Raw genomic sequence first — 22,770 nt, 5'->3', positions numbered from 1 at the left:
GTCACGCGGTCACGCGGTCAGGCGCGGGGGTGTGCCGTTCGGTAGACCTCGCGGAGGCGCGCCGAGGAGACGTGCGTGTAGATCTGCGTGGTGCCGAGACTGGCGTGCCCGAGCATCTCCTGCACGGCACGGAGGTCCGCTCCCCCGTCGAGCAGGTGCGTCGCCGCGGTGTGCCGGAAGGTGTGCGGTCCGCTCGGCCCCTCGCCCGGGAGGTCCTGCAGCACCCGTGCCACGATCCGGTACGCACCGCGCACGCCGAGCCGAGCGCCACGATCCCCGAGGAAGAGCGCGCGGGGCTCCGGCGGTTCCGCGGAAGCGAGCAGCGCGGGCCGACCGCGGTCGAGCCACGCCTCGAGCGCGTCGCGGGCGGGCACCCCGAACGGCACGACCCGTTCACGACCGCCCTTGCCGAGCACCCGGACGGTGAGCCGCCCGCGGTCGACGTCGAGCACGTCGATGCCGACGAGCTCACTCACCCGGATGGCCGCCGCGTACAGGAGCTCGATGACCGCCAGATCCCGCAACGCCACCGGGTCGTCCGCTGCGGCTCGTCCCGCGAGACCGTCGAGGATCGTCCGCACCTGGTCCGCCGACACGACGCGCGGCAGGTGCGACGCGCCCTTCGGAGCACGGAGCCGCGCGCCCGGGTCGACGGCGAGGACCCCGGACTCACTCGCCCAGCGGGTGAAGGCCCGGACCGACGACGACCGACGGGCGATGGTCGAGCGTGCGAGCCCCCGGTGGTCGGCGTCCCAGAGCCAGTCGCGGAGGAGTTCGAGCCCCAGGTCACCGACCGACTCGACGCCCCGCTCGCCAGCGAACGCGACGAGTTGTTCGAGGTCGTTGGCGTACGCCCGGACGGTCTGCTCGCTGAGGCCACGCCCGTGCCGGGCGTGCGAGAGGAAGGCGTCGACCGCCGCCACCAACCGTCCGTCCGTCTGCTCCACCACGGCCCCAGCGTAGGTCCGGCCCCCGTCACGCCCGTACCCACCCGCCGGAGGTGTGCGTGACGAGGCCTTGGAGCTGTCCGAGCGCGAGGGCGTCGGCGACCTCGGCGAGGGACATCCCGGACCGGACGGCGACGTCGTGATCGCTCATCGCCCGCCGGCCGAGGGCGTCGAGCACGCGGAGGACCTCGGGATCGAGGCGCGCACCCGCCAACGGTTCGTCGACGACTCCGGCGCCGGCGCCGGCACCGGCACCGGCAGGGAGGGAGCCCGCCAAGGCTGCGTCGGCAGGGTCCCTCGGGTGGACGACGAGCTGCGCGCGGCCCTGTGCGACGAGCCGGTGGCACCCCACCGACGCCGAGGAGGAGAACGCACCGGGCACGGCGAACACCGGCCGCCCGAGCTGTCCCGCGTGGTGCGCCGTGTTGAGCGCGCCGGAACGCGCACCGGCCTCGACGACGACGGTGGCGTCCCCGAGAGCCGCGATCAGTCGGTTCCTCGCGAGGAACCGCCACCGCGTCGGCCGGGTGCCCGGCGGCGACTCGGCGAGCAGCGCACCCTGCCGCGCGACGTTCCGCAGCAGGTCGACGTTGCCTGCGGGGTACATCTGGTCGATCCCCCCGGCGAGCACCGCGACCGTCGGGGCACCCGCGGCGATCGCGACGCGGTGGGCCACGGCGTCGATCCCGTACGCCCCGCCGCTGATGATCGCGCAGCCGGCGTCCGCTGCGGTGGAGGTGATCTCAGCGGCGGCTTCCGCTCCGGCGACGGTGTTCGCCCGCGCCCCCACGACCGCGAGCGACGGCAGCGCCTCGGCGGAGGCCGCGCGCCTCCAGAGGACCAGGGGCGCGTGCGGACCGAGGTCGTCGACGCTGCCGGGCCATCCGTCGGCCCCCGGCACGAGCAGCCGGGCGCCCACGTTCCGTCCGGCCGCGATCACGTCCCCGACGTCGGAGCGTCCCAGCCGCGGCCGCCAGCGGTCGAGCGCGGAGCGGACGACCGGACGGAACGTGTCCGGGTCCTCAGCGCCGTCGACTCCGGCCTCGGCGCAGGCCGCGATGAACCCGCCCGAGCCGTCCTCCTCGGTCGCCTCGCACGCCTCGACGACGAGGCCGAGCGCCCGTTCCGCGCCGAGCACCGTCACCAACTCCCCCGCCACGGCGTCGCCCGGTTCGGTGAGTGAGGACCACGCCACCCGCGCGGCCGCCTGGACCGGGTCGACCTCTGCGCCGACCGGCCCGAGCGCCGCCCGGACGACAGCGAGCAGGTCCCCGCCGCTCACAGCGCGCTCCGGAGCGCGAGGGCCTCGCGGACGTGCCGGGCACCGGGCCGTCCGGCTCCTTGCAGGTCGGCCAGGGTCCAGGCCAGCCGCATCGCCCGGTCCCACCCGCGCATCGTCAACGAACCGTGGTCGAGCGCCTTGTCGAGGGCCTCCGTCGCGCCGGGCTCGGAACGACCGGCGCCCCGGAGCCAGGAACCGGCGACCTCGGCGTTCCTCGACCAGCCGGTCCCCCGCAGTCGTTCGCGCATCCGGTCGCGGGCCTCCTCGACGACCCGCCGGGCCTCTGCCGTGGTGGGGGTCGAGCCGTCCCCGCTCCGCATGTGCCCCGTCGTCACGCGCGGCACCCGCACCCGGATGTCCATGCGGTCGAGGAGCGGACCGGAGATCCGTCCGAGGTACCGCCGCACGGTCGCGGCCGTGCACTCGCAGGGATTGAACCGGTCGCCCGCGTTCCCGCACGGGCACGGGTTCGCGGCGAGGAGCACCTGGCACCGTGCCGGGAACTCGGCGGCTCCGGCGGCGCGGTGCACGGTGATCCGCCCGGACTCGAGCGGCTGCCGCAGCGCGTCGAGCACCGCCCGTGGGAACTCGGGCGCCTCGTCGAGGAACAGCACGCCCCGGGTCGCCCGGGACACCGCACCCGGCCGGATGACGCCGGTGCCGCCGCCGACGAGCGCGACGGCGGACGCGGAGTGGTGCGGCGCTTCCCAGGGCGGCCGCGTCGTCCAGGACGCGGCTCCGTGCCCGGCGACCGACCGGACGGCAGCGACCTCGAGCGCGGCGTCCTCGTCGAGGTCGGGCAGGAGCCCGGGCAGCCGCTCCGCCAGCATGGTCTTGCCGGCGCCCGGCGGTCCGAGGAGCAACGCGTGGTGCCCACCAGCCGCCGCCGCGATCACGGCGCGCACACCGATCGGGTTGCCGACGACGTCGGAGAGCTCGGCGACCGGACGACGCTCCGGCGGCGCGGCGATCGGCAGGACGGCGTCCACCTCGATGCCGGGCAGGAGCGCACCGGCGTCGATGGCCGCGGCGCGGAGGGAGTCCACGCCCGTCACCGTGACACCCCCGACGATGCGGGCCTCGGCGAGGTTGCCGACGGGGAGGACCACGCGTCGGGCCCCCGCGTCGCGAGCCGCGAGCACCATCGGGATCACCCCGGGGACCGGTCGAACCCGCCCGTCGAGCCCGAGTTCACCGATGTAGACGATGCGTTCGGACACGTCCGGGGCGACGTCCGCTCCGGCCAGCACCGCCATCGCGATGGCCAGGTCGAACCCGGACCCCCGTTTCGGGATCGCCGCCGGCGTCAGGTTCACGGTGATCCGCCGTGCCGGCAGCGGGCAGCCGGCGTTGGCTGCGGCCGCCCGGACCCGTTCGCGGGCCTCGCCGAGGGAGGTGTCCGGCAGCCCGATGATGCTGAACGCCGGGAGCTGGCTCGTGAGGTGCGCCTCGACCTCGATCCGGCGCCCCGAGACGCCCACGAGCGCGACGGCCGCCGCCCGGCCGATGCCGGTCACCGGACGCCCTCGAGGTGTTCGACGACCACCCGGTCCCCGTCGACGTGCACCGCGACGGCGTCGATCCGGATCGCGCGCGCCGAGACCTCGGGATGCTCGTCGAACCACGTCGGCACCAGTCGCCGCAACCGGGACATCTTCGACGCGGTGATCGCCTCGACCGGGTGTCCGGTCGAGACACCGGAGCGTGTCTTCACCTCGATGAACACCAGCGTGCACGACTGCCACGCGATGATGTCCACCTCGCCCCGGGCACACCGCCAATTGCGCTCGACCAGGCGGTACCCGTGGTCCGCCAACCATTTTGCTGCTCGGTCTTCACCGAACCGTCCGAGGCTGCCGTTCCGCAGCGGTGTTCGTTCCATGTCGTTGCCTCCGCTGCGAGGTTCGCGCAGCCGGACGGCCGACGGGGCTCCTGGTCAAGGATTGTGGAGAGCCATTCCGATATCGGTTTCTGTGGAGGACAAAGCAGCTCGCACAAAGAAGAAAGACCCGGACGACCGAGGTCGTCCGGGTCCTGCAGCACCGCGGTCAGTGCGCGGCTGCGTACGCTTCCTGCACCTGGGTGGAGATGCGACCACGGGTGGAGACCTCGTAGCCGTTCTCCTTCGCCCATTCGCGGATCTTGCCGAGTTCCTCGGAGTTGCCGCGCTTGGGGGCCGACTTCGGGGCGGAAGCGCCGCCGGACGAACGACGGCCGGAGACCTTCCGAGCCGCTGCGACGTAGTCCGAGATCGCTTCGCGGAACTTGTCGACGTTGTCGTCCGTCAGGTCGATCTCGTAGGACGAGCCGTCGAAGGCGAATTCGACCGTGCGGCCTTCACCGGGGGTGATGGGCGAGTCGTCGAGGTCGTCGACGAGCTGAACGGTGACCTTCTGTGCCATGGCGTGCTCCTGTTTCGGGGACGGAAATCACCACCACATTAGCGCGGGAATGCAATTCGGGTCACCGATGGACGGCGATTCCCGGGATTGCAATAGAAGTGAAGATCACTCGTCGAGTGCGAGTTCCTTCGGCAGTTCGAGTTCACGAGAGGTCAGTTCCTCGACGTTCACGTCCTTGAACGTGAGGACCCGCACGGATTTCACGAACCGATCGGAACGGTAGACGTCCCAGACCCAGACGTCGTTCATCGTCAATTCGAAGTAGAAATCGTGCTCGGTGTCCCGGCGGGCGAGTTCGACCTCGTTGGCCAGGTAGAAACGCCGCTCGGTCTCGACCACGTACCGGAACTGCGACACGACGTCGCGGTACTCGCGGTACAGGGCAAGTTCGACCTCGCGGTCGTAGTCGTCGAATTCGTCGTCATCCATCGCGCCCACAGTCTACGGCGACCGGGGCACCCGCGGCACAACACCCGCGCACGCACCAGCGCCAGCACCCGCGCGCACCCGCCCCCGCGCCCGCCTGGGCCAGCACCCACGCCCGCGCGCCCGCGCGCGACCCCGCGCGACCGCCCACTCAGCCCGCGAGCGCGTCCAACTCGGCGAACCCGTCCAGCGCGACGCTCGTCGCCTGGTGCAGCCAGCTCTTCCGGTGCAGCTCGTGCGCCCCCACGGACCGGATCGCGTCGTAGTGCGCCGTCGACCCGTACCCCTTGTTCGACGCCCAGGCGTAGTGCGGGACTTCGTCGTGGGCCGCCGTCATCAGGGCGTCCCGAGCGACCTTCGCGACGACCGACGCCGCCGCGACCGAGGCGCAGTCACGATCGGCCTTGACGCGCACGACGACCTCGAGCGGGTCGGACGGCGTCCGCAGGGTCAGCGGGACGGCACGGGTCAGCCAGTCGAACGAGCCGTCGAGGACGACCACCGCCCCGTCGAGGGACAGCCCCTCGTCGACGAGCGTGTGGAGTGCTGCGGCTCCCGCCTGCCCGAGCGCGGGCACGATGCCCTGCTCGTCGACGACGGTCGCGGACGCCATGCCAACCGCGGTCCGGGTCCACCGGCGCACGACCGGGTCCAGTGCTTCCCGCCGCGGGGCAGTGAGCAGCTTCGAGTCGGCCAGGCCCTGCGGTACCCGTCCGATGTCGATCGTCACCGCGGCGACGCCGACCGCAACCGGTCCGGCGATCGCGCCGCGACCGACCTCGTCCATGCCGATCACGGTCAGACGCCCCTCAGCGAGGAGCTTCTTCTCGAGACGGAGCGACGGACGGACGGCGGTCACTCGTCCTTCTCCTCCACGCCGGCGAAGACCTCGGGGTGGTCGTCGAGCCAGGTCCACCGGCTGGACGGCCAGGAGATCACGAACGCCCGTCCGGTGACGTCGGACAGCGGGACGAACCCCTTCGAGGGCGTGTCGCCGTTGTACCGGGAGTCCTTCGAGTCGTTCCGGTTGTCGCCCATCACCCAGATGGTGCCCTTCGGCACGGTGACGGAGAAGTCGGTCGCCGAGGCGGGGGCACCGGCGGGGAGCTTGAGGTACGGCTCCTTGATCGGGACGCCGTTGACGGACATCTGTCCGAGGTCGTTGCAGCAGGAGACCTTGTCACCCGGCAGGCCGATGACCCGCTTGATGAGGTGGTCGTCGCTGTCGCCGGTGCCGAGTCCGACCTGCGTCAGGAGCCAGTCGATGGCCTTGGCGGGCTGGGTGTCCGGCGTGACGTTCGGCACGTCGGATCCGGTGAGCCACCCGCCCGGGTCCTTGAAGACCACCACGTCGCCGCGCTTCAGCGAGACCACGTTCGGGACGAGTTCGTTGACGATCACCCGGTCGTTGATCTGCAGCGTGTTCTCCATCGACGCCGACGGGATGTAGAACGACCGGATCAGGAACGTCTTGACGAGGAACGACACGAGCAGTGCCGCGAGGAAGATGATGACGAGGTCACGGATGAAGGTGAGGACACCGTTGCGCCGCTTCTCGATCCGGGGCCGCTGCCCGGTTTCGTCAGTCGTGTCCGTCATTTCCGCTCTCGTTCACACACCACAAGCCCACGACGGGGCCGTCACGACCCCGCGGGTCCCGCGAGGAGCCAGCACGGAGAAGGCCCCCCGTCGATGCACAACCGTACATGGACGAGGGGCCGACAGCGGAGTCCGGCTCGCGGACGCTCGCTGTGAAGGCGATCAGTTGTCGCGCTTCTCCTTGATCTTGCGGCGGGCCGCCTTGCCGCGGAGCTCGCGGAGGTAGTAGAGCTTCGCACGACGGACGTCACCCTTGGTGACGATCTCGATGTGGTCGATGATCGGCGAGTGCACCGGGAACCAGCGCTCGACGCCGACCTGGAAGCTCACCTTGCGGACCTTGAAGGTCTCGCCGAGGCCGTGACCCTGGCGGCCGATGACGACGCCCTGGAACACCTGGACACGCGAGCGCGTGCCTTCGATGATGTTGACGTGCACCTTGATGGTGTCGCCGGGACGGAAGTCCGGGACGTCGGTGCGCAGCGATGCTGCGTCGACGTGGTCGAGGAGCTGGCTCATGATTGGGTCACTCTCTGCGGACGCACACGGGTCGCCGCGGATCGATTTCGGTAAGTGGTGTGTGTGCCCGGTGTCGGCGACTCCCCCGTGGCAGAGTCCAGCCAGGGCACGGCTACCCATCTTGCCACAGAGAACGACCGGCGCAAAACGCGCGAGGATGGACGCATGATCGAACTCCGCACCCCCGCCGAGCTGGACGGCTTGCGTGTCGCCGGCCGGTTCGTGGCCGACGTCCTCGACGAGCTGCTCGACACCGTCGACGTCGGCGTGAACCTCCTGGACCTCGACCGCGTCGCCGCGAAGCTGATCGCCGACCGGGGCGCCGAGAGCTGCTACGTCGACTACCACCCGTCGTTCGGCCAGTCGCCGTTCGGCAAGAACCTCTGCACGTCCGTGAACGACGCGGCGCTGCACGGGCTGCCGCACGACTACACGCTCGTGGACGGCGACCTCGTCAGTCTCGACTTCGCCGCGAGCGTGGATGGCTGGGTCGCCGACTCCGCCGTCTCGGTGCAGGTGGGGACGCCCCGCGACGAGGACCAGACCCTCATCGACACCGTCGAGCGCGCGCTGGTCGCGGGCATCGCGCAGTTCCGACCCGGCAACAAGCTCGGTGACGTGTCGTACGCGATCGGTCGGGTCGCGCACGACGGCGGCTACGACGTGAACCTGCAGTTCGGCGGACACGGCGTGGGCCACACGATGCACGGTGACCCGCACGTGCCGAACGACGGGCGTCCGGGTCGCGGGCTCAAGCTGCGGCCGGGTCTCGTGGTCGCGATCGAGCCGTGGCTCATGCAGGGCACCGACGAGCTCTACCAGGACGCCGACGGCTGGACGCTCAAGAGCGTCGACGGCTCCCGTGCCGCCCACGTCGAGCACACCGTCGCGGTGACCGAGACCGGTCCCGAGGTGCTGACCCTCCGTCGCGCCCAGCGCGACCAGTAGCGGGCCTGGAGGCGCGGTGCCAGCCCGCCCCGTGCCTCCAGGCAGACGCGCCGGAGCCGGGTTTCGTGCTCAACGACAGTTCACGCGGAACGAACCGCGAGGAGTGTCGCTCAGCCCGAAATCCTTCCAGCAGGCAAGCGCGCCAACCGGTCAGGCAGGCGGCAGCAGGTCCGGACGGACGCGCCGCGTCCGCTCCACCTGCTGCTCGTGCCGCCAGGCACCGACACGCGCGTGGTGGCCGCTCAGCAGCACGTCCGGCACGTCGAGGCCGCGCCACGAGGCGGGCTTCGTGTACGAGGGGTACTCGAGGAGGCCGTCCTCGTGGGATTCCTCGACGAGGGACTCGGGGTTGCCGACGACCCCGGGCACGAGTCGCCCGACGGCCTCGATCATCGCCATCGCGGCGACCTCGCCGCCGTTCAGCACGTAGTCGCCGAGCGAGAGTTCGACGACCGAGCAACGCGACGCTGCCCACTCGAAGACGCGGGCGTCGATGCCCTCGTAGCGCCCGCAGGCGAACACGAGGTGGTCGGCCGTCGACGCGAGCGAGCGCGCGATGGACTGCGTGAAGGGCGTGCCGGCGGGCGTCGGGACGACCAGGGTCGACGAGCCGTCCGGCCGCAACAGGGCGTCCAGCGCCTGCGCCCACGGCTCGGGCTTCATGACCATGCCCGCTCCCCCGCCGTACGGGGTGTCGTCGACGGTGCGGTGTCGGTCGGTCGTCCACTTCCGCAGGTCGTGCACATGCACGTCGAGCAGTCCGTCCTGCCGGGCCTTGCCCAGCAGGGACACGTCGAGCACGGAGAAGAACTCCGGGAAGATCGTGACGATGTCGATCCGCACGGGGACTAGTCCGTGACCGTCTCGGGGCGCGAGGTGTCCTCGGGGTCCTCGAACAGCCCCTGCGGCGGCGTCACCGTGACGGTGCCGGCCGCGATGTCGACCGCGGGCACGATCGCCGAGACGAACGGCACGAGGACCTCGCCGCGAGACGGGGTGTCGATCGCGAGCAGGTCCTGCGCGGGCAGGTGGTCGACGCGTGCGACGGTGCCGACCTCGACGCCGTCGCGGAGGACGCGGAGCCCGACCAGCTGGTGGTCGTACCAGGCGTCGTCCTCGCCGGTCACGGCGTCGGCGTCCTGTTCGACCCACAGGATGATGCGGGCCAGGGACTCGGCCGCGGTGCGGTCGTCGATCCCGGCGAAGAACGCGACGGGGTGACCGTTGTACCAGCGGAGTTCGTCCAGCTCGAGGGTCTTGCCCGACCACGGTGAGTCGTCGGGGACCTGGAGCGTGAAGGTGGCGCCCGGGGTGAACCGACGATCCGGGTCGTCGGTGTAGAGCTCGAGCTTGATGCCGCCCTTGAGCCCGTGCGCCTTCGTGATGCGACCCACCCGGAGCTGGGTCGTCTCCCTAGGAATCGGTGTCGACCACGTCGACACGCACCCGCTTGCCGTCGGCGAGAGCCGAGACGAGGGTGCGCAGCGCCTTTGCGGTCCGTCCGGCGCGACCGATCACGCGGCCGAGGTCCTCGGGGTGCACACGCACCTCGAGGACCTCGCCGCGTGGGGAGGTGGAGCTGGCGACGCGCACGTCGTCAGGGTGATCGACGATCCCCTTGACGAGGTGCGTCAGCGCGGAAGCGAGCAAGGAATTACGCCTCGGTCGTCTCTGCTGCGTCGTCGGCCTCGGCCGGAGCGGCCGGGGCCTTCTTCTCCGACTTGGGCTTCAGGACGGCCTTCTTCGACGAGTCGACGACGAAGGGCTCCTTCGGCTGCTTGACCTTGACCTTGGACTCGGTGTCCTTCTCGCCCTTGAACTTGGCCCAGTCGCCGGTGAGCTTGAGGAGCGCCGCGACCTGCTCGGTCGGCTGCGCGCCGACGCCGAGCCAGTACTGCGCACGGTCGGACTTGACCTCGATGAACGAGGGCTCCTCGGTGGGGTGGTACTTGCCGATCTCCTCGATCACTCGACCATCGCGCTTGGTGCGCGAGTCGGCGACGACGATGCGGTAGTACGGCGCACGGATCTTGCCGAGGCGCTTGAGACGGATCTTGACAGCCACAATTACTCCTGTTGCGTGATGTTGTGGTTGAACCGGAACCGCGGGCGTGGGGGCACACACGGTGAAAGCTCGGAATGAGTCGCGCACAGCTGGATAGAGGGTCGAGCAGGCGCGATTCGACCGTTCATTCTTACAGATTCCCGGGCCGGATGCGAGTCGACTCGCTACGGGGCGAGTCGTCGGACCGCTTCGAGTGCCTCGGAGGTCGCGCGGACCGCGTCCACGTTCCGCGCGTCGCGGGCCCCACCGACGACGGCGTGCGGCACACCGGCGTCCCGGAGACCGGCCACGAGTCCGTCGACCGGCCCGCGTTCCTGCCCGGCGCAGAGCACGACGTGGTCGGCGGGGACCGCCTGCTCGTCGCCGTGCTCGTCGCGGATCCAGAGCGTGCCCGGCTCGATGCGCAGGTACTCCTGCACACCGCCGACCATGTGCACGCCGGCGTCGCGGAGCCGACCGATCGCGACCCAGCGGGACGTGATGCCGATCCCCTGGCCGAACTTGCCCGAGCGTCGGAGCACGGTGACGTCGCTGCCGGGTCGGAGCGTGCGGGTCGCGGCGGGGAGCCGTTGCGGCACGTCGCCGACGACGACCTCGGACACGTCGAGGTCCCAGCGGGCGGCGAACTGCGTCGCACGCTGCGCCTCGTCGGGCGACTCGGTGAGGAACGCCGCGGTGTCGACGCCGATCCCCCCGCCGCCGATCACCGCGACGGTGCCCGCGGGGACGCCCTCGCGGAGCGCCTGCTCGTAGGTTCGGACGTGCGGCAGCGACGACCCCGGGATGTCGACGGTGCGCGGGACCACCCCGGGCGCGAGCACGACGGCGTCGCTGTCGGCCAGGTCGGCTGCGGTCGCGGCCCGACCGAGGTGGACGGTCGCGCCGCGCTCCTCGAGTTCCGCACGGGCCGAGCGGACCGTGGCGGCGTAGTCCTCCTTGCCCGGTACGAGCGCGGCGAGCTCGAACTGGCCGCCGAGCCGGTCGGCGGCCTCCCAGAGCGTCACGGTGTGCCCGCGGCGTGCAGCGTCGACGGCGGCCGCGAGTCCGGCCGGCCCACCGCCGACCACGTCGACGCGCTTCGGCTCCGTCGTCGGACGGGCCGGGAACGCGACCTCGCGGCCGGCGCGCGGGTTGACCAGGCAGGACACCGGCTGGCCCACGATCGACCGGTCGAGGCACGCCTGGTTGCAGCCGATGCAGGTGTTCACGAGCCCGAACCGGCCGTCGAGCGAGCGGGACACGATCGCCGGGTCGGCGAGGAACGGCCGGGCGAGCGCCACCGCGTCGATGAGCCCGTCGGCCAGCACGGCCTCGCCGTCGCGCAGGTCCGTCATCCGGTTCGACGCGATCACCCGGACGTCCGGGTACGGCGACGCGCGGACGACCCCGGCGATGCGCGCTGCGTACGCGAGCCAAGCCCCGTGCGGCACCGCGGCCTGCACGGTCGGCGTGCGGGACTCGTGCCAGCCGATGCCGACCGAGATCCCGTCGAGCCCGAGCGGCAGCAGGTCGTGCACCAGGGCGTCGACGTCGTCGTCCGTCGAGGACCCCGGCATCAGGTCGGCGCCGGAGAGCCGGATCGTCACCGCCAGGTCGGGCACGGCGGACCGCACGGCGCGGACGACCTCGATCGCGAACCGCCGCCGGCGCTCCGGGGAACCGCCCCACTCGTCGTCGCGCAGGTTCGTCAGCGGCGACTGGAACTGGTTGATCAGGTAGCCCTCGGACGCCATGATCTCGACGCCGTCGAACCCGATGTCCCGGGCGGTGCGCGCAGCGGTCGCGAAGTCCTCGATGGTCCGCTCGACCTCGGCGCCCGTCAACGCGTCGGGCACGACCCCGCGCGCGGCCGCCCACGGCAGGGCCGACGGTGCCACCACGCGCTGCGGGTCGCCGTGCCGGTCGACCATCCCCGACGCGAGCGCGTACCGCCCGGCGTGGAAGAGCTGCGCGAGGATGACGGAGCCCTCGTCGTGCACGGCCTCGACCGCGGCACGGAACCGCTCGTCCGCTCCCCCGACGCCGAACACGGCGAAGTCCGGGCCGCCACGGGCCTCGTCGCTCACCGCGATGCCACCCGTGATGATGCACGCGGCGCCGCCGGCAGCACGCTCGCGGTAGAACGCCGCCATGCCGGCCCCACCGTCGTCGTGCACCTCGAGCCCGGTGTGCATCGACCCCATCACCACCCGGTTCGCCAGGTGCAGGGGGCCGAGGGTCCAGGGTGACGCGACGGTCCGGAGGGAGTCCGGCACGACGGGGGCGGAAGCGACGCTGCTCATGCGCCTATTCTGCCGCGGGGAGCACGGCGTCGCGGAGCGGCGAGGTGGTGTCCGCCCAGTACGGCGGTGCGATGACGGTCAGGCCACCGTCGACCGACAGGACCTGTCCCGTGATGTACGACGCCTTGTCGGACAGCAGGAAGTCCACCGCGTCGGCCATGTCGTCGGCGGTGCCCGGGCGCTGCAGCGGCAGCTTCTCGTAGACGGTCTCGATCGGCGCCTGGCCGGGGACCTTCGTGTAGAAGTACTCGAGCGAGTCGGTGTCGATGAGGCCGCCGTTCACCGCGTTGACGGTGATCTGCCGCGGACCGAACTCGACCGCCATGTACTTCATGTAGGACTCGCTCATGGCCTTCGCGGCGCCGAGCGCGGCGTAGGTCGGGAACGCGCGGAGCGATCCGTACGAGGTGACGACGACGATCCGGCCGCCCTTGTCCATCAGCTCGGCGGCACGCTGCGCACCGAGCACGAACGAGCGCGCGTTCGTGGCGTAGCTGCGGTCGAGGTGGTGCAGCTTGAGTTCCTTCACCGGCTTGAACGCGCTGGCGGCGGCGTTCGCGACGAAGTAGTCGAGGCGGCCGTAGGTGTCCCGCACCAGGTCGAACAGCGCATCGATCGACTCCGGCTGCTCGATGTCGACCTGCGCCGTGATGCCGTCCCCACCGGCGGCCTTGACGTCGGCCAGCGACTCCTCGGCCAGGTCGGCGTTGCCCTTGTACGTCACGACGACGGTGACGCCGCGCTGGCCCAGTTTCTGGGCGAGCAGGCGGCCGATGCCGCGCGAGGCGCCCGTGATGAGTGCGATGGGAGCGTTGGTGGAGTCGGTCACTGCAGTCCTTTGCTGACGGTGGTGGGTGACGGACGGGAGGCGCGGTGCGGGGCCGCACCGCGCCTCCAGTCCGGTACTGGGGTGCGGTCTAGAACCCGGCCTGGCCGGTCACGACGGCGCGGCCGACGACCAGCTTCTGGATCTCGTTGGTGCCCTCCTCGAAGCGCTGCGCGCGCGCGTCGCGGTAGACGCGCTCGATCGCGTTGCGCTTCCAGTAGCCCTGGCCGCCGTGCACCTGCAGCGCCTTGTCGGTGACCCGGGCGAGCATGTCGACGGCGACCATCTTCGAGGCGCTCGACAGGGTGCCGGCGTCCGGACGGCCTTCTTCGTAGGCGCGCGCAGCCTCGAGCACCAGGGCGCGGGCGGCCGCGATGTCGGCGTAGTTCTCGGCCAGGTAGAACTGGATCGCCTGCCGGCTGGAGAGCCGCTTGCCGAAGGTCTCGCGCTTGTTCGCGTACTCGACGGCGAGCTCGTTCGCCCGTTCGGCCAGGCCGACGGCACTCATCGCGACGGACACGCGGCTCGGCAGCAGGAACCCGCCGAGCGCGACCTCGAGGCCCTGGCCCTCCTCGCCCAGGCGGGCGCTGGCCGGGATCGGCGTCTCGGTGAACCGCAGGATCGCGTGGTCGGTGCCGCGGATGCCCATCGTGTCGGAGTCGTCGATGACCTCGGCCCCGGGCAGGCCGGAGTTCGGCATCAGGAACGCGACCGTGCCGTCCTGGCCGCTGGTGCCCTCGAGGCGCGCGGCGATGAGCCAGTAGTCGGCCTTCACGCCGAACGTGATGAGGTGCTTCTCGCCGTTCATCACGTAGGTGTCGCCCTCGCGACGGACCGTGGTGCGGAGGTCCGCGCCGGTGCCGGCGGTGGCCTCGGTCAGCGTGAAGGCGACGAGCTTGTCCCCCGCGACGCTCGGCTTGACGACCTGCTCGATCTGCTCCGGCGTCGCGTACGGCGCCATCGCACGCCAGGTGCCGTTGATGACGTGGACGAGCATGCGGATCGACGCGTGCGAACGCGAGACGATCTCCATGACCTCGAGGTAGCGCGAGAACGGGATGTCCCGGCCACCGAGCTCGGTCGGCGCCGCGAGCGACAGCCACCCGTTGTCCTTGAGTTCCTGGAAGAGCTCGGGCGCGACCTGGCCGGTGCGCTCGATCTCCTCGGCCCACTCCTCGCCGCGACCGCGCACCCACTCGGTGACCTCGGCCTTGAGCTGCTGGAAGTCCTGCTCGGTTGCGGTTTCCGTGACCAGCGTCATCGTGTCTCGTTCTCCTTCGTCGCGACGAGCGCGGCTGCCTGCTCGCGCAGGACGTTCTTCTGGACCTTGCCGACCGCGTTGCGCGGCAGCTCGGCGATGTACTCGAGTCGTTCCGGCCAGTAGTACTTGCTCACGCCCGCCTTGTCGAGGGCCTGCTGCATCGACGCGAAGTCGAGCCGCTCGGCACCGGCGGCCGGCACGACGAACGCGCAGGCACGCTCCCCGAGCCGCGCGTCCGGCATCGCGACGATCGCCACGTCGGTGATGAGCGGGTGCTGGTAGAGCAGGTTCTCGATCTCGACGACCGGGATCTTCTCGCCGCCGCGGTTGATGACGTCCTTGATGCGGCCCGTGATCGACAGGAAGCCCTTGTCGGACAGCTTCGCCAGGTCGCCCGTGCGGTACCAGCCGTCGGCGGTGAAGACGTCGTCGGTCAGGTCGGGTCGGTCGAGGTACCCGTCGAACATCGTCGGCGAGAACAGCTCGAAGTTGCCCTCGGTGTCGGCGGGGAGCTCGTGGCCCTCGTCGTCGACGATGCGGATCGAGATGCCGGGCAGCGCGCGGCCGTCGTGGCCGTAGGCGTCCGCCGGGTCGTCCGACGGGCTCGACAGGGCACCGAGGCAGGTCTCGCTCGTGCCGAACGCACCGAGGATGGCGCTGCCGAGGACCGTGCTCGCCCGCTGCGCCAGCGCCCGGGGCACCGCTGCCCCCGTCGGCACGAAGATCCGGAGCGACTCCGGCTGCGGTGCGCCGGCCTCGACCAGGTCGACCAGGTCGGTGAGGAACGGCGTCGCGCACTGCACGAAGGTCGCCCCCGCGGCGCCGAACGCCTGCTCGAGCGCGACGGTGCCGTCCCACACGGGCTGGATGACCTGCGGAGCGCCGAGACGGAACGCCAGCAGCATGCCGTACAGGAAGCCGGTCTGGTGCGCGAGCGGCGACGGGATGTAGATCCGGTCCGCGCTCGTCAGACCGGACTGGGCGACGTGCATGGCGGTCGCGAGCCCGAGGGTGCGGTGCGGGTGCTGGACGCCCTTCGGCTCGCCGGTGGTGCCGGACGTGAAGAGCAGCTGGCAGACGTCGTCCGGGCCGGGGGCGTGCGACCGGATCTGGTCGACGTCCACCTGCACCGACTCGAGCGCCGTGTCGAAGTACCGCCAGTTCCAGTCGCTCGCCGCGACGCGCTCGGCGGCGTCGGCGGGCAGGGGCGGCTGGTTCGTCGGGCTGTCCGCCACACCACGGGCCTCGGCGCGGAGCACGATGACGTGCTCGACGGCGAGCCGGCGCTGCTGCGCCTGCGCCTCGTCGATGACGTCGAGGAGTTCGAGCGCCGGACGCCGCTTCCGGAACAGGTTCGGCAGGAACACCACGCGGGCCCTGGACCGGGCGAGCGTCATCGTCGTCTCACGTGGACCGAACACGGGCATGATCGGCGTCGCGACGGCACCGATCTGGATCGCGCCGAGGGTGATCGACACGAACTCACGCCAGTTCGGCAGCTGCATCGCCACGGACTCGCCCCGGCGGACGCCGAGCTCGAGGAGCAGCGCGGAGACCTTGTCGGCCTCGTCCTGCAGTTCCCGCCACGTGGTGTTCACCGGCTCGGGGCCGCCGACCTCGATCACGGCGAGGCCGTCCGGGTCCTGCTCGGACAGGGCGCGGACCTTCTCGCTGAGCACCAGCGGATCGGCGTCGACCCCGGTCAGCTCGGGCAGGGCCGCCGTGGTCGACTCGTGCGGCTGGGCCGGGGCGTCGTGCGTCTCGCCCAGGTCGGTGCGCTCCGGCGCCTCGGACTCGGCCGCGTCGATCCGGTCGTCGCGCGCCACCTGGGCCGCCAGGCCGTCGCCGACCTCCATGTCGAGTCCGACGGCGTTCATCGCCTCGAGGAAGGTGGGGTACGAGATCCGGTACGCGCGCGGGTAGGTCAGGGACGACGTGCCCTCGGCCTTCGACGCGGCGACCGCGAGCGACATCAGCACGCGGTGGTCGTTGAACGAGGACATCGGGCTGCCGTGCAGCTCGCCCGGTCGGACGCCGGTCACCCGGAGCTCGTCGGCGCCCTGCTCGGCACGACCGCCCATCCGGTTGAGCTGCAGCATCGCCGCAACGCGGTCGGACTCCTTCAGGCGGATGTGCGCCACGTTCCAGAGCCGGGTCGTGCCCTCGGCGAAGGTCGCCATCGTCGACAGCACCGGCAGCAGGTCCGGGATCGGCTGGCAGTCGATGTCGAGGGGCCTGAGCGGCGAACCGTCGTGCTCGATGCGGACGAAACCGGTCGCCTCGTCGATCCGCATCGGGACGCCCATCGCCGTCGCGAGGTCGAGGAACTCGCTCTCCGGGTGGTCGGTCTCGGCGGTGGTGAACGCCGTCATGCCGCGGAGCAGGAGGTTCGACTCGCGGATGCCGGCGGCGGCGATGCCGAACGCGGCCGAGCCGATGTCCGGCGGGATGACGTAGTCGTGCGGGGTGGCCCGCTGGTTCGCCGGGATCCGGTACTCCAGCCAGTCGTCGGACACCTCGACCGTCAGGCCGAACTGCCGCATCATCCGGACCGTCAGCTCGACGTACGGCTGCTCGTTGAGGCGGCCGCCGGTGATGTGGATCCGGGTCTCCTGCTCGGCGAACGGTGCCACCAGGAGCAGGCCGGAGATCCACTGCGACAGGGTGCCGGCGATCTGCACGTCCCCGCCGCGCGGACGCTTCGGCTGGACGGTGACGGGCGGGCAGTCGTTCGTCGCCTCGAGCTCGATGCCCATCTGGGTGAGCGAGGTGAGCAGCGCCTTGATCGGTCGGCGCTGGAAGTACTTCATCCCCGACAGGGTCATCGGCTTGTCCGCCAGGGACGCCAGGCCCGTCATGAAGTACAGCGTCGTGCCGGAGGACCCCATGTTGAGGACACCGTCGGCCCCGCGAGACCCGTGGTCGACCACGTCGGTGGCCTCGTACCGGCCACCGAGCCCGGTGACGTGGTACTCGTTGCCCCGCCGCTTGACGTCGACGCCGAGCGCGCGGAGCGTGCCCACGGTCCATTCGACCTGCCGGGTCGCACTGATGCCGGAGACGATGCTCGTCCCCTTCGCCAGCGACGCGAGCACCAGCGCGCGGTGCGCGTGGTACTTCGAGACCGGGATGTCGAGTTCTCCGACGAGCGGTGCGGACGTACCGCGCACGACCAACTGCATGCGTACCTCTTCCCTGTTCAGCGTTTCCACGGTACGCCCGGTGTGGATCTCCTGGGAATCGGATCCGCACGATCGGGACCGGGGTTCGTTGTGCGTGTCCGACAAGGTTCCGGGCAGGATGTACAGCATGGACATCCGCTTCACCGAGTCCCGCCCGTCGACCATCGGCGTCGAGTGGGAGCTCCCGCTGGTCGACCGCGCGACCGGCGACCTCGCCCCTCGGGCCCCCGCCGTCATCGCCGCCGTGCACGAGCGACTGGGCGACCACGACAAGGTCACCGAGGAGCTCCTGACGAACACGGTCGAGGTCGTCACGGGCGTCCACGACACCGTCGGCGGGGCCACCGCGGAGCTGTCCGGCACCATCGGCGAGGTCATCGACGCGGCCGATCCGCTCGACGCCGACGCCATGTGCTCCGGGACGCATCCGTTCGCCCAGTGGGACCAGCAGGAGATCACCCCGGACAGCGAGCACTACACGACGCTCATCGACCGGACGCGCTGGTGGGGACGGCAGATGCTCATCTGGGGCGTCCACGTGCACGTCGGCATCGACCACCGCGACAAGGCGGTCCCGATCATGAACGCGATGCTCGCCTACGTGCCGCACCTGCAGGCGTTCACCGCGTCGAGCCCGTTCTGGGCCGGCACCGACACCGGCTACGCGTCGAACCGGGCGCTCATGTTCCAGCAGCTCCCGACCGGTGGGCTGCCCCCGCAGCTGGGTGCCTGGGCGAACTTCGAGGAGGTCGTCGGAGACCTCACCCACACCGGCGTCGTCGAGGGCGTCGCGGACCTGCGCTGGGACATCCGCCCGTCGCCGAAGTGGGGCACGCTCGAGAACCGGGTCTCCGACGGCATCTCGACCCTGCACGAGGTCGGCGCCGTCACCGCGCTCGTGCAGTGCCTGGTCACGGCCTGCTCGGACCGGCTCGACGCGGGCGAGACCCTGCCCACGATGCAGCCGTGGTTCATCCGCGAGAACAAGTGGCGCGCCGCCCGCTACGGCATGGAGGCGGAGATCATCACCAACGTCGCGGGCGACGAGCGGCTCGTCACCGACGAGGTGCACGACCTGGTGCGGCGGCTCGACCCGATCGCCGAGCGGCTCGGCTGCCAGGACGAACTGCACCACCTCGACACGATGATCGAGCGGGGCGCGTCGTACCAGCGGCAGTTGCAGGTCGCGCAGGAGAACGGCGGCGACCTGCGCGCCGTCGTCCGGCACCTGGTGACGGAGTTGCGCGAGTCCCTCTGACCCGCCTGGTCGTTCCGGGCGTACCTGGTCGTTCCGGGCGTAGGAGGTCGTTCCGCGCGTCGGAGGTCGTTCCGCGCGTCGGAGGTCGTTCCGCGCGTCGGGAGTGGATCCGCTCGTAGGAGGTCGTTCCTTCCGACCCACCACGCGCGATTCTGCCTTCCATGCCGCGTGCGATGGGAAGGAACGTCGCGACGCCACCACGAACGGACGGGAGGCGCGGTGCCAGCTGGCACCGCGCCTCCCGTCCGTCAGGTGGTCGCGACTACCGCCCCAGGAACTTCTGCAGGGACGCGAGCTCTTCCTCGGTGGGCGCCTTGCCGCCCTTCGCACCGCCGCCGAGTCCGAGACCCGAGCCCTGCGGTGCCTGCTGCGGCGCCGCGGCGGCACCGGCCGCCAGAGCCGCACGCTTCGCGGGGTTGCCGACCTTGGCCTTCTTCTTGCCGCCGCCCTGCTGCTGCTTCTTGCCGCCGTGCATGCCCGGGATCGGTCCCATGCCCGGCATCTGCGGCACGCCACCGCGAGCGACGGTCTTCATCATCTTCGCGGCCTGCTCGAAACGGTTGACGAGGGCGTTCACCTCGGTCACGGTCGACCCGGCGCCCTTGGCGATGCGGAGTCGGCGGGAGCCGTTGAGGAGCTTCGGCAGCTCGCGCTCCTGCGGCGTCATCGACTGGATGATCGCCTCGGTGCGGACGATCTCGCGCTCGTCGAAGTTGTCGAGCGCCTCGCGCATGCCCTTCGCGCCCGGGAGCATGCCGAGCATGCCCTTGATCGAGCCGGCCTTGCGGAGCTGCTGCATCTGCTGCAGGAAGTCGTTCAGCGTGAAGTTGTCGGTCGCGATCTTATCCGCGACCTTGCGGGCCTCTTCCTCGTCGAAGGCACCCTGCGCCTGCTCGATGAGGGACAGGATGTCGCCGAGGTCGAGGATGCGGCTCGCCATGCGGTCCGGGTGGAACGGCTCGAAGTCGTCGAGTCCCTCACCCGTGGAGGCGAACATGATCGGACGGCCGGTGACGCTGGCGACCGACAGGGCCGCACCACCGCGGGCGTCGCCGTCGAGCTTCGACAGGACGACGCCGGTGAAGTCGACGCCTTCCTGGAAGGCCCGCGCGGTGGTGACCGCGTCCTGACCGATCATCGCGTCGATGACGAACAGGACCTCGTCCGGGTCGACGGCCTTGCGGATGTTCGCCGCCTGCTTCATGAGCTCGGCGTCGACGCCGAGGCGTCCGGCGGTGTCCACGATGACGGTGTCGTACTGCTGGTCGACCGCGGCCTTGATCGCGTTCTTCGCGACCTTCACCGGGTCGCCGACGCCGTTGCCGGGCTCGGGTGCGAAGACGTGCACGCCGGCCTGCTCACCGACGACCTGCAGCTGCTGCACGGCGTTCGGGCGCTGGAGGTCGGCCGCGACGAGCATCGGGGTGTGGCCGTCCTTCTTGAGCCACTTGCCGAGCTTGCCCGCGAGGGTCGTCTTGCCGGCGCCCTGCAGGCCCGCGAGCATGATGACAGTCGGCGGCCGCTTCGCGAACTCGAGGCGTCGCTGCTGGCCGCCGAGGATGCCGACGAGTTCCTCGTTGACGATCTGGACGACCTGCTGCGCCGGGTTCAGCGCGCGGTTGACCTCGTCGGAGAGGGCACGCTCGCGGACGGCAGCGGTGAACGCCTTGACGACCTCGAGCGCGACGTCGGCGTCGAGGAGCGCCCGCCGGATCTCGCGGACGGTGCCGTCGACGTCGGAGGGGGTCAGCCGGCCCTTGCTCCGCAGGTTGCGGAAGGTCTCGGTCAGCCGATCGGAGAGTGAACCGAATTGCGCCATGATCCGTCGATTCTACAAGGCTGGCCGTGCGGTGGTCGGACGGTCGAGGGAGCAGCAATCGTCGAGTGCCCCACGGCGACCCGACGGTTCCTGCTCCCTCGACGATGCAGACGCCACCTACACAGACCATCTCCTGTTGTTGGACGGAGTCCAGAAACTGTCGTAGCCTGTGGCGCATGCCGGAACTCGAGATCGTCCGACGCACGGGGCTCCTCGACCTCGCCGACGGGCTCGCACTGCAGCAGGACCTGCACACCGCCGTCGTCGCGGCGCGCTCCCCCGGCGCGATCGTCCTCTGCGAGCACCCGTCCGTGTACACCGCCGGCCGCCGCACGGAGCCGTCCGACCTGCCGACGGACGGCTCCCCCGTGGTCGAGGTCGACCGCGGCGGCCGCATCACCTGGCACGGCCCGGGGCAGCTCGTCGCCTACCCGATCGTCCGGCTCGCCGAGCCGCTCGACGTCGTGGCGTGGGTGCGTGACCTCGAACAGGTCGTCATCGACACCGCGGCGGCCGTCGGGGTGCACGCCGAGCGGGTCGAGGGCCGGAGCGGCGCCTGGGTCCGGGGCAACGACGGCGCCCCGGACGCCAAGGTCGGCGCGATCGGGCTGCACGTGGCCGAGGGCGTCACGAGCCACGGCATCGCGATCAACTGCACGAACGCCCTCGACGCCTACGCCGCGATCGTGCCGTGCGGCATCACGGACGCCGGCGTCACGACGCTCAGCACGGAAGCCGGCCGCCCCGTGACCGTCGAGGAGATCGCAGCCCTCGTCGCGCCCCGCATCCAGGCAGCGTTCGACCACATGCACGCCGGCACCCGACAGGAGACCCTCGTATGACCCTCGCCCCCGAAGGCCGCCGGATGCTCCGCGTCGAGGCCCGGAACGCCGAGACCCCGATCGAGACCAAGCCCGCGTGGATCAAGACCCGCGCGACGCAGGGCCCGGAGTTCCGCGAGCTCTCCGGCCTGGTCCGCGACCAGCAGCTGCACACCGTCTGCCAGGAGGCCGGCTGCCCGAACATCTTCGAGTGCTGGGAGGACCGCGAGGCCACCTTCCTCATCGGCGGCTCCCAGTGCACCCGGCGCTGCGACTTCTGCCAGATCGACACCGGCAAGCCCGAACCGCTCGACCGCGACGAACCGCGCCGGGTCGCCGACTCGGTCGTGTCGATGGGGCTCAAGTACGCCACGGTGACCGGGGTCGCCCGCGACGACCTGCCCGACGGCGGCGCCTGGCTCTACGCCGAGACGATCCGCCAGATCCACGAGCACTCCCCCGGCACCGGCGTCGAGATCCTGGTGCCCGACTTCAACGGCCGCCCGGACCAGCTCGGCCAGGTGTTCGGCGCCCGCCCCGAGGTCTTCGCCCACAACGTCGAGACGGTCCCGCGCATCTTCAAGCGGATCCGTCCGGCGTTCACCTTCGAGCGCTCCCTCGACGTCATCACGCAGGGGCGAGACGCCGGCCTCGTCACGAAGTCGAACCTCATCCTCGGCATGGGTGAGGAGCGCGCCGAGATCGAGGACGCCCTGCAACGCCTGCACGACGCCGGCACGGACGTCATCACGCTCACGCAGTACCTCCGCCCCTCGCCTCGCCACCTACCGGTCGCCCGCTGGGTGCGACCCGAGGAGTTCGTCGAGCTGCGCGAGGTCGCCGAGCGGATGGGGTTCGCCGGGGTCCTCGCTGGTCCGCTCGTGCGCTCGTCCTACCGCGCCGGTCGCCTTTGGGCCCGCGCGACGGTGGCGCGCGGAGGGACGGTGCCGGAGCACCTGTCGCACCTGCTCGACGCGGCGCCGGGTCGTCAAGCGGTCTGAAGCCGGGAGCAGGGCTGGCTGAGACTCGCGCTGAGCGACAGTTCACGCGCGCCGGAGCGCGTGAAGTGTCGCTCAGGCCGAAACTCGGCGAGACGGCCTGAGTCTCGGAAATGGACGGACGGGAGGCACGGT

22 protein-coding genes are annotated in these 22,770 nt (G+C 71.2%); 4 read left to right on the top strand and 18 right to left on the bottom strand.

Features of this window, described 5'->3' with window-relative positions; all coding sequences use genetic code 11:
* Positions 1 to 17 precede the first annotated feature (17 nt).
* The 9 genes from BIU96_RS12190 to rplS form a co-directional block, all read right to left on the bottom strand.
* Positions 18 to 950, bottom strand: coding sequence for a tyrosine recombinase XerC (locus BIU96_RS12190; RefSeq protein WP_139199993.1), 933 nt, complete (start codon positions 948 to 950; stop codon positions 18 to 20).
* 25 nt (positions 951 to 975) lie between these two features.
* Complete coding sequence (gene dprA, locus BIU96_RS12185; protein ID WP_254786127.1) at positions 976 to 2,229, bottom strand: DNA-processing protein DprA; 1,254 nt, start codon at positions 2,227 to 2,229, stop codon at positions 976 to 978.
* Positions 2,226 to 3,746, bottom strand: coding sequence for a YifB family Mg chelatase-like AAA ATPase (locus BIU96_RS12180; protein WP_083402869.1), 1,521 nt, complete (start codon positions 3,744 to 3,746; stop codon positions 2,226 to 2,228). The genes dprA and BIU96_RS12180 overlap by 4 nt, the downstream gene beginning before the upstream one ends.
* Positions 3,743 to 4,111 carry a YraN family protein gene (locus BIU96_RS12175; RefSeq protein ID WP_071292885.1) on the bottom strand — a complete coding sequence of 123 codons (369 nt, stop codon included), beginning with the start codon at positions 4,109 to 4,111 and terminating at the stop codon, positions 3,743 to 3,745. Before BIU96_RS12175 ends, BIU96_RS12180 begins: the two co-directional genes overlap by 4 nt.
* Positions 4,112 to 4,277: 166 nt before the next feature.
* Positions 4,278 to 4,631: an Lsr2 family protein gene (locus tag BIU96_RS12170; RefSeq protein WP_071292884.1), complete on the bottom strand. Its 354-nt coding sequence runs from the start codon at positions 4,629 to 4,631 to the stop codon at positions 4,278 to 4,280.
* A 105-nt stretch (positions 4,632 to 4,736) separates the two neighbouring features.
* A complete protein-coding gene (locus tag BIU96_RS12165) occupies positions 4,737 to 5,060 on the bottom strand; it encodes a DUF2469 family protein (protein WP_070419101.1) in 324 nt (107 codons plus the stop codon).
* A 148-nt stretch (positions 5,061 to 5,208) separates the two neighbouring features.
* Positions 5,209 to 5,916, bottom strand: a complete 708-nt coding sequence (locus BIU96_RS12160) for a ribonuclease HII (RefSeq protein ID WP_071292883.1) — start codon at positions 5,914 to 5,916, stop codon at positions 5,209 to 5,211.
* Positions 5,913 to 6,656 (bottom strand): signal peptidase I, encoded by a 744-nt coding sequence (gene lepB / locus BIU96_RS12155; RefSeq protein ID WP_071292882.1) that lies wholly within the window; start codon positions 6,654 to 6,656, stop codon positions 5,913 to 5,915. The genes BIU96_RS12160 and lepB overlap by 4 nt, the downstream gene beginning before the upstream one ends.
* A 162-nt stretch (positions 6,657 to 6,818) precedes the next feature.
* Entirely contained in the window at positions 6,819 to 7,175 is a 357-nt protein-coding gene (gene rplS / locus BIU96_RS12150; protein ID WP_071292881.1) for a 50S ribosomal protein L19, read from the bottom strand.
* Positions 7,176 to 7,340: 165 nt separating this feature from the next.
* Between rplS and map the strand changes: the two genes are divergently transcribed.
* Positions 7,341 to 8,123, top strand: coding sequence for a type I methionyl aminopeptidase (gene map, locus BIU96_RS12145; RefSeq protein ID WP_071292880.1), 783 nt, complete (start codon positions 7,341 to 7,343; stop codon positions 8,121 to 8,123).
* A 150-nt stretch (positions 8,124 to 8,273) separates the two neighbouring features.
* On the opposite strand, the gene trmD is transcribed toward map, so the two are convergent.
* The 8 genes from trmD to aroA form a co-directional block, all read right to left on the bottom strand.
* Positions 8,274 to 8,966, bottom strand: coding sequence for a tRNA (guanosine(37)-N1)-methyltransferase TrmD (gene trmD / locus BIU96_RS12140; RefSeq protein ID WP_071292879.1), 693 nt, complete (start codon positions 8,964 to 8,966; stop codon positions 8,274 to 8,276).
* Between the two features lie 5 nt (positions 8,967 to 8,971).
* The gene (gene rimM / locus BIU96_RS12135; protein ID WP_083402868.1) at positions 8,972 to 9,565 is read right to left on the bottom strand and encodes a ribosome maturation factor RimM; all 594 of its coding nucleotides are present in this window, start codon (positions 9,563 to 9,565) and stop codon (positions 8,972 to 8,974) included.
* The gene (locus BIU96_RS12130) at positions 9,537 to 9,773 is read right to left on the bottom strand and encodes an RNA-binding protein (protein WP_071292878.1); all 237 of its coding nucleotides are present in this window, start codon (positions 9,771 to 9,773) and stop codon (positions 9,537 to 9,539) included. Before BIU96_RS12130 ends, rimM begins: the two co-directional genes overlap by 29 nt.
* A gap of 4 nt (positions 9,774 to 9,777) precedes the next feature.
* Complete coding sequence (gene rpsP / locus BIU96_RS12125; RefSeq protein ID WP_071292877.1) at positions 9,778 to 10,188, bottom strand: 30S ribosomal protein S16; 411 nt, start codon at positions 10,186 to 10,188, stop codon at positions 9,778 to 9,780.
* A 164-nt stretch (positions 10,189 to 10,352) separates the two neighbouring features.
* Positions 10,353 to 12,470, bottom strand: coding sequence for an FAD-dependent oxidoreductase (locus BIU96_RS12120; protein WP_083402867.1), 2,118 nt, complete (start codon positions 12,468 to 12,470; stop codon positions 10,353 to 10,355).
* Positions 12,471 to 12,474: 4 nt separating this feature from the next.
* On the bottom strand, positions 12,475 to 13,299 hold the full coding sequence (locus BIU96_RS12115) for an SDR family oxidoreductase (protein WP_083402866.1): 825 nt from the start codon (positions 13,297 to 13,299) through the stop codon (positions 12,475 to 12,477).
* An 88-nt stretch (positions 13,300 to 13,387) separates the two neighbouring features.
* Entirely contained in the window at positions 13,388 to 14,557 is a 1,170-nt protein-coding gene (locus BIU96_RS12110; RefSeq protein WP_071292876.1) for an acyl-CoA dehydrogenase family protein, read from the bottom strand.
* Positions 14,554 to 17,739 (bottom strand): 3-phosphoshikimate 1-carboxyvinyltransferase, encoded by a 3,186-nt coding sequence (aroA, locus tag BIU96_RS12105; protein ID WP_071292898.1) that lies wholly within the window; start codon positions 17,737 to 17,739, stop codon positions 14,554 to 14,556. Before aroA ends, BIU96_RS12110 begins: the two co-directional genes overlap by 4 nt.
* A 118-nt stretch (positions 17,740 to 17,857) precedes the next feature.
* On the opposite strand from aroA, the gene BIU96_RS12100 reads away from it, so the two are divergent.
* Positions 17,858 to 18,997 (top strand): glutamate--cysteine ligase, encoded by a 1,140-nt coding sequence (locus tag BIU96_RS12100; RefSeq protein ID WP_217642262.1) that lies wholly within the window; start codon positions 17,858 to 17,860, stop codon positions 18,995 to 18,997.
* Positions 18,998 to 19,259: 262 nt separating this feature from the next.
* Here BIU96_RS12100 and ffh read toward each other — a convergent pair whose 3' ends face one another.
* On the bottom strand, positions 19,260 to 20,816 hold the full coding sequence (gene ffh, locus BIU96_RS12095) for a signal recognition particle protein (RefSeq protein ID WP_071292874.1): 1,557 nt from the start codon (positions 20,814 to 20,816) through the stop codon (positions 19,260 to 19,262).
* A 176-nt stretch (positions 20,817 to 20,992) separates the two neighbouring features.
* On the opposite strand from ffh, the gene lipB reads away from it, so the two are divergent.
* On the top strand, positions 20,993 to 21,658 hold the full coding sequence (lipB, locus tag BIU96_RS12090) for a lipoyl(octanoyl) transferase LipB (RefSeq protein ID WP_071292873.1): 666 nt from the start codon (positions 20,993 to 20,995) through the stop codon (positions 21,656 to 21,658).
* The gene (lipA, locus tag BIU96_RS12085) at positions 21,655 to 22,638 is read left to right on the top strand and encodes a lipoyl synthase (RefSeq protein WP_071292872.1); all 984 of its coding nucleotides are present in this window, start codon (positions 21,655 to 21,657) and stop codon (positions 22,636 to 22,638) included. Before lipB ends, lipA begins: the two co-directional genes overlap by 4 nt.
* The last annotated feature ends 132 nt before the right edge of the window (positions 22,639 to 22,770 follow it).

Source organism: Curtobacterium sp. MCBA15_008, from assembly GCF_001865065.1.
In the GTDB taxonomy this organism is placed as follows: domain Bacteria; phylum Actinomycetota; class Actinomycetes; order Actinomycetales; family Microbacteriaceae; genus Curtobacterium.
Note: the sequence above shows the minus strand (reverse complement) of the source record. Positions and strands in the feature narration are given on the sequence as shown.

Coding starts and splice junctions, on each gene's coding strand:
- BIU96_RS12175 (WP_071292885.1), bottom strand. CDS start 4,111: ATGGAACGAACACCGCTGCGGAACGGCAGCCTCGGACGGTTCGGTGAA.
- BIU96_RS12170 (WP_071292884.1), bottom strand. CDS start 4,631: ATGGCACAGAAGGTCACCGTTCAGCTCGTCGACGACCTCGACGACTCG.
- BIU96_RS12165 (WP_070419101.1), bottom strand. CDS start 5,060: ATGGATGACGACGAATTCGACGACTACGACCGCGAGGTCGAACTTGCC.
- lepB (WP_071292882.1), bottom strand. CDS start 6,656: ATGACGGACACGACTGACGAAACCGGGCAGCGGCCCCGGATCGAGAAG.
- rplS (WP_071292881.1), bottom strand. CDS start 7,175: ATGAGCCAGCTCCTCGACCACGTCGACGCAGCATCGCTGCGCACCGAC.
- map (WP_071292880.1), top strand. CDS start 7,341: ATGATCGAACTCCGCACCCCCGCCGAGCTGGACGGCTTGCGTGTCGCC.
- BIU96_RS12120 (WP_083402867.1), bottom strand. CDS start 12,470: ATGAGCAGCGTCGCTTCCGCCCCCGTCGTGCCGGACTCCCTCCGGACC.
- BIU96_RS12110 (WP_071292876.1), bottom strand. CDS start 14,557: ATGACGCTGGTCACGGAAACCGCAACCGAGCAGGACTTCCAGCAGCTC.
- aroA (WP_071292898.1), bottom strand. CDS start 17,739: ATGCAGTTGGTCGTGCGCGGTACGTCCGCACCGCTCGTCGGAGAACTC.
- BIU96_RS12100 (WP_217642262.1), top strand. CDS start 17,858: ATGTACAGCATGGACATCCGCTTCACCGAGTCCCGCCCGTCGACCATC.
- ffh (WP_071292874.1), bottom strand. CDS start 20,816: ATGGCGCAATTCGGTTCACTCTCCGATCGGCTGACCGAGACCTTCCGC.
- lipB (WP_071292873.1), top strand. CDS start 20,993: ATGCCGGAACTCGAGATCGTCCGACGCACGGGGCTCCTCGACCTCGCC.
- lipA (WP_071292872.1), top strand. CDS start 21,655: ATGACCCTCGCCCCCGAAGGCCGCCGGATGCTCCGCGTCGAGGCCCGG.